The sequence below is a fragment of the Pseudomonas sp. s4 genome (assembly GCF_046764235.1).
GTDB classification, from domain to species: Bacteria; Pseudomonadota; Gammaproteobacteria; order Pseudomonadales; family Pseudomonadaceae; genus Aquipseudomonas; species Aquipseudomonas asiatica.
Map to the genome: position 1 here is coordinate 3,360,780 of NZ_CP177209.1, position 11,964 is coordinate 3,372,743.

Genomic DNA, 11,964 nt, shown 5'->3' on the forward strand with positions numbered 1-11,964 from the left:
ACCCAGCCAGCCACCATGCCGATTAAATTTATCCTTGATTATCAATAGCTTGCATACACATCTTAAATTAACTTGGAGGTCTATCCCCCACGTTTGGGGGTATTCACCCAAAAAACTTTAAATCCCTTATAAACAATGAGATACGAGCATTTATTAATGCAAGTCAGGAGCCCTTGACCAGTCGGAAACTCAGCGAAACCCGGGTGCCATGGCCTTCACTGCTGCTGAGGCGGACACTGCCCCCGAAGCGTTCCATGATGCGTTTCACCAACACCAGGCCCACGCCCAACCCACCCTGCTTGGTGGTGAAGAAAGGCCGGAAGGCCATGCGCTGCTGCTGTTCGGTCATGCCTTTGCCGTTGTCGGACAGGCGCAGGGTCAGGTTACGCCGGTCATGACGCACCACCTCGACACGCAACCGCCCACCCTGCTCCATCGACTCCAGCGCGTTGGCGATCAGGCTGCTGAAGATCTGCCGCAGTAACACCGGATGCCCCAGCACCTGCACTGCCGGTATCGGTTGCAGGTCAAGGCTCACTCCGCCGCGCGCCAGCGGCACTGCGTAGGTCTGCAGGCTTTCCTGCAATGCCAGCGGCAAATCCACCGCCACGGCCTCATCGTTGAGCGGGCGCAAGGACTGCAACATCTGGCGGATCCACTGCGACATGCGGTCGACCTGGCTGATGATGTCGTTGACGTTGCGCTGCGCCGGGCCATCGTCGAACGCCTGGGCCAACTCGGCACTGGAACGGATGCTGGCCAGCGGGTTGCGCAGGCTATGGGCCACCGCCGAGGACACCTCGCCCAGCGCCACGTAGGTTTCGTTGCTGATCAGCCGCTTCTGCTGCACCGCCAGCAGGCGCGCGGCGCGGTGCATGATGCCGTACAGGCCTACGTAGACCAGCGCGGCACCGATGGTGATCGCCAGCCAGATCAGGATCAGCCCATGCTCGATGCGCACGATCAGGTCATGGGGCTCCTTGTAGATCTCGACCATCGCCGTGACCTGCTCGCCATCGGCATCGAACAGCGGAATATAGTTTTCGATGAACAACTGCTCGGGTGGGATGACGAACTTCTGCTCGACGCGGGCCTGGTCGAAGTTGTGGTAACTGGCCGAGACTCGCATCTTGTACTCGAAAGCCTGCTCCAGGTCCTCGTCGCCTTCGATCAGCTTGCCGACCAGGGCCGGGTTGCTGGACCAGATCACCGTACGGTCCGGGGCATAGATGTTGGCCAGCAGCATGTCGGGCAGGTGCGCAATGTGGTCCAGGAACTCGCCACGCGCCCTGCGCCGGGCGTCCGGGTCGACATCGAGCAGGTTGGCGCGGTCGATGCGCGGGTCAAGCAGTTCACCCATGGTGCGCACATTAGGGATCGACACATGGCGCACTTCGGCATCGGCGATGGAGGTGATGAACTGCGCGGTGAGCAAGGCATCGCGCTCGATGCTCTCGTCGACGATGAAGCGGCTGGAAATCAACCCCAGCCCGACCGCTACCGAGAGGATGATGGCCAGGCTGACCCAGGCGTACCAGCGCAGCAGATTGAACGGCTTGCGTCGGGTGGCCAGTTCGTTACCGGCGGGTCCTTCAATAACGTCGGAACAAGGGGCGATGTCCATGGCGGACTCCACAACTGGGCACCTTCAGAAGGTTATAGCCCAGAGTTGGGGAAACAATCGGGTCAGCTTGGTGGCATCCGCCGAAGGGTATTGTTTCTGTCCTTGCCGAGGGGCGCCTGCAGATGCCGGCTCTCATAGAACAATACATGACTCATTGGTTCGGCGAGGTTCTGTAGGAGCAGCCTTGTGCTGCGAAGAGGCCGGTACTGACAAAGCCTGTCTATTGCTTGTACCGGCCTCTTCGCAGCACAAGGCTGCTCCTACAAAGGACGCGTCAGACGAGCGATATTTGTTCTCTGCGCTACAGCGCAGCCCAAAAGGGATGGGCAATCTCCCACAATGAAAGTTGCAAAGGCTACTCACCCGTCAACCCCTGCAAGCGGCGGTACTCCCGCAGTACGTTGGGCACATAGCGTCGGGTCTCGGCGAACGGCGGTACCGCACCACGGCGCAACACTGCTTCGGGGCCGGCGTTGTACGCCGCCACGGCCAGGGTGATGTCATTGTCGAACAAATTGAGCATGCGCTTGAGGTAGCGGGCCCCTCCCTGCACGTTGTCTTCCGGGTCCAGGCGGTTTTCCACGCCCATCTCGCGGGCAGTATCCGGCATCAATTGCATCAGCCCCACCGCGCCCGCTGGCGAACGCGCCTTGGGGTTGTAACCGGACTCGGCCTTGATCACCGCATGCAGCAACGCCGGGGGTACGTCGTGGGTGCGCGCCGCGGCGGCGACCAGCTTGGCGTAGGGGCGGCCGGTGATGAGCTGCGCGTTGGCCGGGCCGGCCTGGGCCTTAGGCTCGCTGATCACCGTTTCATAGAGGCGCCCGGGTCGATGGACGTTGGTCAGTATGTAGCTGCCTTTGGCGTCGATGGAAATGTACACATCGGCCTGGGCAGCACCTGCCACCAGCCAGATCAAACCGAGAATGAGTCCACGCATGTCGGTCGCCTCTTCGTGGTCTCCCCCGATGTTGGGGGATATACCCCGGAAAACCCGGGGTCGATGACCACGACGCAAGCACTGTGCCGCTTCGCGTGCCGCATGGTGCAAGGCGCCAGCGCAGGCGTGCACGGCTGTTGCATGGAGCCTGCAAAAGCTTGTCCCCATGCAGCGGAGGGCTTCACCATGCAGCGCAGATCCAACCCTCAACGTGGCTTCACCCTGCTCGAACTTTTGGTGGTGCTGGTGGTGCTCGGCCTGTTGGCCGGTATCGTCGCGCCCAAGTACTTCAGCCAGCTCGGCCGCTCCGAAGCCAAGGTGGCGCGGGCGCAGATAGAGGGGCTGAGCAAGGCCCTGGACCTGTACCGCCTGGAAGTCGGCCACTACCCCAGCAGTGAGCAGGGCCTGCAGGCCCTGGTGGTCGCCCCCAATGGCGAAGCGCGCTGGACCGGCCCGTACCTGCAGAAGGCCGTGCCGCAAGACCCGTGGGGCCGCGCATACATCTACCGGCAACCCGGCGAGAACGGCGGCGAGTACGACCTGCTGTCGATGGGCAAGGACGGCCAGCCCGGTGGCGACGGGGAAAACGCCGAAATCACCAGTTGGCAGTAGGGAGAACGGCCATGCGCTACAGCCTCAAGGCCCTGGGCAGGCAGGGTGTGGTGCAGTTGCAGATCGACGCCGAGGACGCCGACCAGGCCCGCCGCCAGGTCGAGGACCAGGGCTTGCGCGTGCTCAGCCTGCGTGGCCACGGCAGCGCCTTGCGCGGCATGGCCTGGCGCCGCGAAGCAAGCTTTGACCTGGTGCTGTTCAGCCAGGAACTTTCGACCCTGCTCAACGCCGGCCTGCCGCTGATCGACGCGCTGGAAAGCCTGGCGGAAAAGGCCCCCGCAGCCGCAGCGCGCAAAGTGCTCGCCGAACTGGTCCGCCAACTGTACGAAGGCCGCTCGCTGTCCCAGGCCCTGGGCCAACAGCCACGGGTGTTCCCGCCGTTATACGTGGCGCTGGTGCAGTCCAGCGAGCGTACCGGCGCGCTCGGCGACGCCCTCGCCCGCTACATAAGCTACCGCCAGCGCCTGGACCTGGTCCGGCAGAAGCTGGTGGGTGCCTCGGTCTACCCGATGCTGCTATTGCTGGTGGGCGGTGGCGTGGTGCTGTTCCTGCTTGGCTACGTGGTGCCGCGTTTCAGCCAGGTGTTCGAGGGCATGGGCACCGAGTTGCCCTGGCTGTCTCGGCTGCTGATGCAGATCGGGCTGTTCCTGCATGCCCAGCAACTACCGCTGGCATTGGGCGCCCTCGGTGCGGCCACTGCGCTGTGGCTGCTGCGCCGCCAGCCATGGGTACGGCGCTGGGCAGCCTGCCAGCTGCGGCGCCTGCCGGCACTTCACCAACGCCTGATGATGTACGAACTGGCGCGCTTCTATCGCTCGTTGGGAATCCTGCTGCAAGGCGGTATCCCCATCCTCACCGCCATGGGCATGGCCCGCGGCCTGCTCGGCAGCGCGGCGGCCGAGGGCCTGGAGCACGCCAGCCAGCGGGTCGCCGAAGGGTTGCCGCTGTCCGATGCACTGGAGGCCGGGCAACTGGTGACGCCGGTATCGTTGCGCCTGCTGCGCGCCGGCGAGCAGTCCGGCAACCTGGGCGAGATGCTGGAGCGCTGCGCCGACTTCCATGACCAGGAAATCGGCCGCTGGGTGGAATGGTTCGTCAAGCTGTTCGAACCGCTGCTGATGACCTTCATCGGCCTGCTGATCGGCCTGATCGTGATCCTGATGTACATGCCGATCTTCGAACTGGCCTCGAGCATTCACTGAAATCTCAGGCCCAGGATGAAAGCCCACGACCGAGCTGGCCATGTCTGCAATCGATGAATGATCTGCTCATATCATTCATCGTGATAATAACCTTCGTCCCGTTCGATTCGTGCCTCACGCGCAAGACACTCACACTCCGCCCACTACTAATACATTGGCGGAGTTCTCCATGGAACAATCATTCAAACCCTTGCGCTTCCCCCTCGCTGCCCTGGCAGTGGTGGTGATCAGCGCTTGTGGCCGAACCCCAGACGCAGTGCAGGCTCCCACCGCGCCGAAGGTCAGCGTGGCCAAGGTGATCGAGCAACCGATCAATGAATGGGACGAGTTCACCGGCCGCCTCGAAGCCCCGGAAACCGTCGAGGTACGCCCACGGGTGTCCGGCCAGATCGACCTGGTGGCCTTCACCGAAGGCGCCCAGGTCAAGAAAGGCGACCTGCTGTTCCAGATCGACCCACGCCCGTTCCAGGCAGAGGTCCGCCGCCTCGAAGCCCAACTGCAGCAGGCCAAGGCCACCGCCATTCGCAGCGCCAACGAAGCCCGCCGTGGCGAACGCCTGCGTGACAGCAACGCCATTTCCGCAGAACTGGCCGAATCGCGTAGCAGCGCCGCCGCCGAAGCCCGCGCCGGGGTCGACGCGATCCAGGCCCAGCTCGACCTGGCACGCCTGAACCTCAGCTTCACCCGTGTCACCGCGCCCATCAGCGGCCGTGTCAGCCGCGCCCAGTTCACCGCCGGCAACATCGTCACCGCCGATGTCACCCCGCTGACCAGCGTGGTCTCCACCGACAAGGTCTACGCCTACTTCGACGCCGACGAGCGCGTGTACCTCAAGTACACCCAGCTGGCCCGCGAAGGCCAGCGCGGCCAGAGCACCCCGGTGTACCTGGGCCTGACCAACGAAACCGGCAACCCGCACCTGGGCCAGATGAACTTCGTCGACAACCAGGTCAACCCGCGCACCGGCACCATCCGTGGCCGTGCGGTGTTCGACAACAGCGACGGCCAGTTCACCCCAGGCCTGTATGCACGCCTGAAGCTGGTGGGCAGCGCCCAGTACCAGGCCGTGCTGATCAACGACGAAGCCGTGGGCACCGACCTTGGCAAGAAGTTCGTGCTGGTCATGGACAAGGACAACAAGGCCGCCTACCGCGCCGTGGAGCTGGGGCCGAAGCTGGAAGGCCTGCGCATCGTGCGCAGCGGCCTGGGCAAGGACGACCGCATCGTGGTCAAGGGCCTGCAGCGTGTGCGCCCTGGCTCACCGGTCACCCCGGAAGAGACACCGATGGCCAGCGAACAGACCCTCGCCGCCCTCGCCCAGCAGCGCCAGGCCCTGGAGGCCAGCAACCCGGCGCCGAAGGTGGCGGGCAACAACGTGAAAGTCGCCAGCGCCCAGGCGCCACGCGGTTAAGGGACCACACCGATGAACTTCTCGAAATTCTTCATTACCCGGCCAATCTTCGCCGCGGTGCTGTCGCTGGTGCTGCTGATCGCGGGTTCGATCTCGCTGTTCCAGCTGCCGATCAGCGAATACCCCGAAGTGGTGCCGCCCACCGTGGTGGTGCGCGCCAACTTCCCAGGCGCCAACCCCAAGGTCATCGGCGAAACCGTCGCCGCGCCACTGGAGCAGGCGATTACCGGCGTGGAGAACATGCTGTACATGTCTTCCCAGTCCACCGCTGACGGCAAGCTGACGCTGACCATCACCTTCGCTCTGGGCACCGACCTGGACAACGCCCAGGTGCAGGTGCAGAACCGCGTCACCCGTACCCAGCCCAAGCTGCCCGAGGAAGTGACCCGCATTGGTATCACGGTCGACAAGGCCTCGCCCGACCTGACCATGGTCGTGCACCTGACCTCGCCGGACAACCGCTACGACATGCTCTACCTGTCCAACTACGCCATCCTCAACATCAAGGACGAGCTGGCGCGCCTGGGCGGCGTGGGCGATGTGCAGCTGTTCGGCATGGGCGACTACTCGCTGCGCGTGTGGCTGGACCCGAACAAGACCGCTTCGCGCAACCTCACCGCCAGTGATGTGGTGGCTGCAATCCGCGAGCAGAACCGCCAGGTGGCCGCCGGCCAGCTGGGCGCCCCACCCGCCCCCGGTTCGACCAGCTTCCAGCTGTCGATCAACACCCAGGGTCGCCTGGTCAATGAGGAAGAGTTCGAGAACATCATCATCCGCGCCGGTGCCGATGGCGAAATCACCCGCCTGAAGGACATCGCCCGGGTCGAACTCGGCTCCAGCCAGTACGCCCTGCGTTCGCTGCTGAACAACCAGCCGGCGGTGGCCATCCCGATCTTCCAGCGCCCAGGCTCCAACGCCATCGAGATCTCCGACGAAGTGCGGGCGAAAATGGCCGAGCTGAAGAAGGACTTCCCCGAGGGCATGGACTACAGCATCGTCTATGACCCGACCGTGTTCGTTCGCGGCTCCATCGAGGCCGTGGTGCATACCCTGTTCGAAGCGCTGGTGCTGGTCGTACTGGTCGTCATCCTGTTCCTGCAGACCTGGCGTGCCTCGATCATCCCGCTGATGGCCGTGCCGGTATCGCTGATCGGTACCTTCGCCGTGATGCACCTGTTCGGCTTCTCGCTCAACGCGCTGTCATTGTTCGGCCTGGTCCTGGCCATCGGTATCGTGGTGGACGACGCCATCGTCGTGGTGGAAAACGTCGAGCGCAACATCGGCCTGGGCCTGAAACCGCTGGAAGCCACGCAAAAGGCCATGGGCGAAGTGACCGGCCCGATCATCGCCACCGCCCTGGTGCTGTGCGCGGTGTTCGTACCTGCTGCGTTCATTTCCGGCCTCACCGGGCAGTTCTACAAGCAGTTCGCCCTGACCATCGCGATCTCGACCGTGATCTCGGCGTTCAACTCGCTGACCCTGTCGCCGGCCCTGGCTGCCGTGCTGCTGAAGGACCACCATGCGCCCAAGGACCGTTTCTCGCGGTTCCTGGAAAAACTGTTGGGCAGCTGGCTGTTCGCCCCGTTCAACCGCTTCTTCGACCGCGCTTCCAGCCGCTACGTCGGCGGCGTGCGTCGGGTCATCCGCTCCAGCGGCATCGCCCTGTTCGTCTATGCCGGCCTTATGGGCCTGACCTACCTCGGCTTCTCGTCCACCCCGACCGGTTTCGTGCCGGCCCAGGACAAGCAGTACCTGGTGGCGTTCGCCCAGTTGCCTGACGCGGCCAGCCTCGATCGCACCGAAGCGGTGATCAAGCGCATGAGCGAAATCGCCCTGAAGCAGCCTGGCGTGGCCGACTCGGTAGCCTTCCCAGGCCTGTCGATCAACGGTTTCACCAACAGCCCGAACAGCGGCATCGTGTTCACCCCGCTCAAGCCGTTCGACGAGCGCAAGGACCCGAGCCAGTCGGCGGCGGCCATCGCGGCTGCGCTGAATGCCCAGTTCGCCGACATCCAGGACGCCTACATCGCGATCTTCCCGCCACCGCCGGTACAAGGCCTGGGCACCATCGGCGGCTTCCGTCTGCAGATCGAAGACCGTGGCAACCTGGGCTACGAGGCGCTGTACAAGGAAACCCAGAACATCATCGCCAAGAGCCACAACGTTCCGGAACTGGCGGGCCTGTTCACCAGCTACCAGGTCAACGTGCCGCAGGTCGATGCCGCCATCGACCGGGAAAAGGCCAAGACCCACGGCGTGGCGATCACCGACATCTTCGACACCCTGCAGGTCTACCTGGGCTCGCTGTACACCAACGACTTCAACCGCTTTGGCCGTACCTATCAGGTCAACGTCCAGGCCGAGCAGCAGTTCCGCCTCGATGCCGAGCAGATCGGCCAGCTGAAAGTGCGCAACAACCTCGGCGAGATGATCCCGCTGGCGACCTTCCTCAAGGTCAGCGACACCTCCGGGCCTGACCGGGTGATGCACTACAACGGTTTCATCACCGCCGAGATCAACGGCGCCGCGGCACCGGGCTACAGCTCCGGCCAGGCTGAAGCTGCCATCGAGAAGCTGCTGAAGGAGGAACTGCCCAACGGCATGACCTTCGAGTGGACCGACCTGACCTACCAGCAGATCCTTTCGGGCAATACCGCGCTGTTCGTGTTCCCGCTGTGCGTGCTGCTGGCCTTCCTGGTGCTTGCCGCCCAGTACGAAAGCTGGAGCCTGCCGCTGGCAGTGATCCTGATCGTGCCGATGACCCTGTTGTCGGCCATCACCGGGGTGATCGTGTCGGGGGGTGACAACAACATCTTCACCCAGATCGGCCTGATCGTACTGGTGGGCCTGGCGTGCAAGAACGCGATCCTGATCGTCGAGTTCGCCAAGGACGAACAGGCCAAGGGGCTCGACCCGCTGGCTGCGGTACTGGAAGCCTGCCGCCTGCGCCTGCGGCCGATCCTGATGACCTCGATCGCCTTCATCATGGGTGTGGTTCCACTGGTGTTCAGCTCCGGTGCAGGTTCTGAAATGCGCCATGCCATGGGTGTGGCGGTGTTCTCGGGAATGATCGGGGTTACCGTGTTCGGCCTGTTCCTGACCCCGGTGTTCTTCTTCCTGATTCGCCGTTTCGTCGAGCGTCGCCAGGCCCGCAAGGCCGAACGCGCCCAATCGCTGGAGAGCCATGCATGAACCTGCTCAAACCCTTGACCCCGAGCTTGCTGGCGCTCGCCCTGGCGGCCTGTGCAGTAGGCCCGGACTACCAGGCACCGGCCACCGAGCCCGCGCAGCTGGCCAGCGACATACAGGCCAAGGCCTACGACCGTAGCCGTTTCGAAAGCCTGTGGTGGAAGCAGTTCGACGACCCGGTGCTGAACCAGCTGGTGCAGGCTTCGCTGGATGGCAACCGTGACCTGCGCGTGGCCTTCGCCCGCCTGAAGTCGGCCCGTTCGATCCGTGAAGACGCGGAAAACGATCAGTTTCCGGTGGTCACCAGCCGCGCCAGCAGCGACATCGGCAAGGGCCAGATCCCCGGCCAGACCACGCAGCGGGTAAACAGTGAGCGCTACGACCTGGGCCTGGACATGGCCTGGGAGCTTGACCTGTTCGGCCGCATCCAGCGCCAGATCGAAGCCAGCGAAGCCCAGGAAGCAGTAGCCGCGGCCGACCTGCAGCAGCTGCAGGTCAGCCTGATCGCCGAACTGGTGGATGCTTACGGCCAGCTGCGTGGCGCGCAGTTGCGCGAGAAGATCGCCCTGGCCAACCTCAAGACCCAGCAGGAATCGCGGGCCATCACCGAAACCCTGCGCGATGCCGGCGTGGGCAACGACCTTGATGTGGTGCGGGCCGACGCGCGCCTGGCCGGGGTCGAAGCCACCGTGCCGCAACTGCAGGCGGAACAGGCACGGGCCCGGCATCGCATCGCCACCCTGCTCGGTCAGCGCCCCGAGGCGCTCAGCGTCGACCTGTCGCCCAAGGCCCTGCCGGCCATCGCCAAGGCGCTACCGGTGGGTGACCCGGGAGAACTGCTGCGCCGCCGCCCGGACATCCGCAGCGCCGAACGCCAGCTGGCGGCTGCCACCGCCAACGTTGGCGTGGCCACGGCCGATTTGTTCCCACGCGTCAGCCTCAGTGGCTTCCTCGGCTTTACTGCTGCACGTGGTTCGCAGATAGGCTCCTCGGCAGCCAATGCCTGGGCGCTGGGCCCGAGCATAACGTGGGCCGCCTTCGACCTGGGCAGCGTGCGCGCCCGACTGCGCGGTGCCAAGGCCGATGCCGAAGGGGCACTGGCCAACTATGAACAGCAGGTGTTGCTGGCCCTGGAAGAATCGGCCAACGCCTTCAGCGACTACGACAAGACCCAGCAGCGGCTGCTGTCGCTGATGCGCCAGAGCGACGCCAGCCGCAAGGCGGCGGAACTGGCCTCGATTCGTTATCGCGAGGGTACGGTGGACTACCTGGTGCTGCTCGATGCCGAGCGTGAGCGGCTGAGCGCTGAAGATGCGCAGGCCCAGGGTGAAGTCGAGCTGTACCGGGGCATCGTCTCCATCTACAAGGCCCTGGGCGGCGGTTGGCAACCGGAGACCGTAGCCAGCGCGCGCTGATACACCCGTTTCAACGACTCCTTTGGTTGGCCCCTCCCCCAACCGTTTGCCCCGCAGGCCTTGGTCCGCGGGGCTTTTTTATGTTTTTGGAAGTGTGTTTCGGGGTGGGTGTTCGCCACAACATTTTCATTGCCTGTGAGACCGAGCGCCGCCCGCGCGGCGCTTCGCGGGACAAGCCCGCTCCCACATTTGTTTCGGGCCAGTCATTCCTGTGAGGTCACCTCTGTCCGCCTTGTTTGTTCCATTCGATATCAAAAGTTGCTCTGCTGCTTTTCATTCATCTGCAGTCATGCACCAAGGCTGCAACCCACCTGGCACAGGAATAATTGGCCCGAAACAAATGTGGGAGCGGGCTTGTCCCGCGAAGCGCCGCGCGGGCGGCGCTCGATTTATGCCCCACCGCAGAACCCGAGGCAGGCACCACGCAACCCTCACTCGGTTGCATTTACCCCCCGGCTAGCCCAAGCTCTGCCCTTCCCGTCGCCCCGGATCGTCCGATGCCCAGACGCAACCGCTACCTGATCGCCCTGCTGCTGTTGATCCTGGTATCGGCCCTGTTCGGCTACCTGTGGCGCGACGCTCCGCCAGCCCCGCCTACCCTGCCTGCGCACAGCTACGCCAAGGCCCTGCGCCAGGCCCATGAGGGCCAACCCGGCGCAGCACGGGTGCTGTACCAGCAACTGCAGCGCACCGACCTGCCGCCCATTCGCCGTGCGGCCTTGTATGCCGAACTGCCAAACTATCCTTCGCCCCAGGCATTGAAACTCGCCCGTCAGGACCTCGAGCATGCCGACCCGCAGGTGCGCCGTGCAGCCATTGCCGGTATTCGCCGCCTGCTGCCGGCGGCGCAGCGCAGCCTGGTACTCGGCCCACTGCTGGACGACGACGAGCAAAGCGTGCGCTTTGCCGCGGTAGATGCCCTGCTCGGCCTTGCTCCGGATGACATCGGCCTTTATTTCGGCCCGCTACAGGTCGCCCTGGAGCAATACCAGCAGGCACTCGAGCAACAACCCGAAGACGCCGACGCCCAGGTCCACCTGGCGCGCCTCTACCTGCACGAAAACGACTACACCCTGGCCGACACCGCCCTGCAGCGAGCCCTGGCGGTAGCGCCAGGCAACCTCGACGCACTGGCGACCCAGGTACGCCTGCTGGAGCGCCAGGGCCATCACGACGCCTCGCGTCAGATACTGGGCAAAGCCCTGGCGCTAAGCCCCGATTCGGCCTTTCTACAGTACGAACTGGGGCTCTGGCTGAACCGCCACGAGCAGCGCGAATACGCCTTGCTGGCCTTGTCCCGCGCGGTCGAGCTGGACCCGGACAACGCCGACTACCGCTATACACTGGCAGTCACCCTGCATGAACTGGAACAACTCGACGCCGCACAAAAGCAACTGGAAACCGTGCTCAGCCGCCAGCCGGCCAATCGCCGGGCACGGGTGTTGCTGATTAAGTACTGGAAGGAAACCGGCCAGTTGCAGAACGTGCAGGTACTGCTGGCAGAACTGGAGCGGCAGAACCCGGACGACCCCGTGCTGCAACAGGGCCTGTAGGCAACGTCCGAAAATTTG

At 64.2% G+C, this 11,964-nt stretch carries 8 protein-coding genes; 6 read left to right on the plus strand and 2 right to left on the minus strand.

All coding sequences use genetic code 11. The features are described 5' to 3' along the window. Nucleotides 1-163: 163 nt before the first annotated feature. A complete protein-coding gene (locus ACK56M_RS15765; protein WP_015270536.1) occupies nucleotides 164-1,624 on the minus strand; it encodes a sensor histidine kinase in 1,461 nt (486 codons plus the stop codon). 355 nt (nucleotides 1,625-1,979) lie between these two features. Next, nucleotides 1,980-2,564 carry a lytic transglycosylase domain-containing protein gene (locus tag ACK56M_RS15770; protein ID WP_015270537.1) on the minus strand — a complete coding sequence of 195 codons (585 nt, stop codon included), beginning with the start codon at nucleotides 2,562-2,564 and terminating at the stop codon, nucleotides 1,980-1,982. Between the two features lie 186 nt (nucleotides 2,565-2,750). On the opposite strand from ACK56M_RS15770, the gene gspG reads away from it, so the two are divergent. From gspG to ACK56M_RS15800, 6 genes are all read left to right on the plus strand, one after another. Beyond that, nucleotides 2,751-3,176 carry a type II secretion system major pseudopilin GspG gene (gene gspG / locus ACK56M_RS15775; RefSeq protein WP_015270538.1) on the plus strand — a complete coding sequence of 142 codons (426 nt, stop codon included), beginning with the start codon at nucleotides 2,751-2,753 and terminating at the stop codon, nucleotides 3,174-3,176. 11 nt (nucleotides 3,177-3,187) lie between these two features. After that, nucleotides 3,188-4,378, plus strand: a complete 1,191-nt coding sequence (locus ACK56M_RS15780) for a type II secretion system F family protein (RefSeq protein ID WP_015270539.1) — start codon at nucleotides 3,188-3,190, stop codon at nucleotides 4,376-4,378. Nucleotides 4,379-4,547: 169 nt separating this feature from the next. Next, complete coding sequence (gene mexE, locus ACK56M_RS15785; RefSeq protein ID WP_015270540.1) at nucleotides 4,548-5,789, plus strand: multidrug efflux RND transporter periplasmic adaptor subunit MexE; 1,242 nt, start codon at nucleotides 4,548-4,550, stop codon at nucleotides 5,787-5,789. Between the two features lie 12 nt (nucleotides 5,790-5,801). Continuing rightward, nucleotides 5,802-8,981 (plus strand): efflux RND transporter permease subunit, encoded by a 3,180-nt coding sequence (locus ACK56M_RS15790; RefSeq protein WP_039614707.1) that lies wholly within the window; start codon nucleotides 5,802-5,804, stop codon nucleotides 8,979-8,981. Further along, entirely contained in the window at nucleotides 8,978-10,393 is a 1,416-nt protein-coding gene (locus ACK56M_RS15795; RefSeq protein ID WP_015270542.1) for an efflux transporter outer membrane subunit, read from the plus strand. Before ACK56M_RS15790 ends, ACK56M_RS15795 begins: the two co-directional genes overlap by 4 nt. Before the next feature lie 497 nt (nucleotides 10,394-10,890). Beyond that, nucleotides 10,891-11,946 (plus strand): tetratricopeptide repeat protein, encoded by a 1,056-nt coding sequence (locus tag ACK56M_RS15800; protein ID WP_015270543.1) that lies wholly within the window; start codon nucleotides 10,891-10,893, stop codon nucleotides 11,944-11,946. The last annotated feature ends 18 nt before the right edge of the window (nucleotides 11,947-11,964 follow it).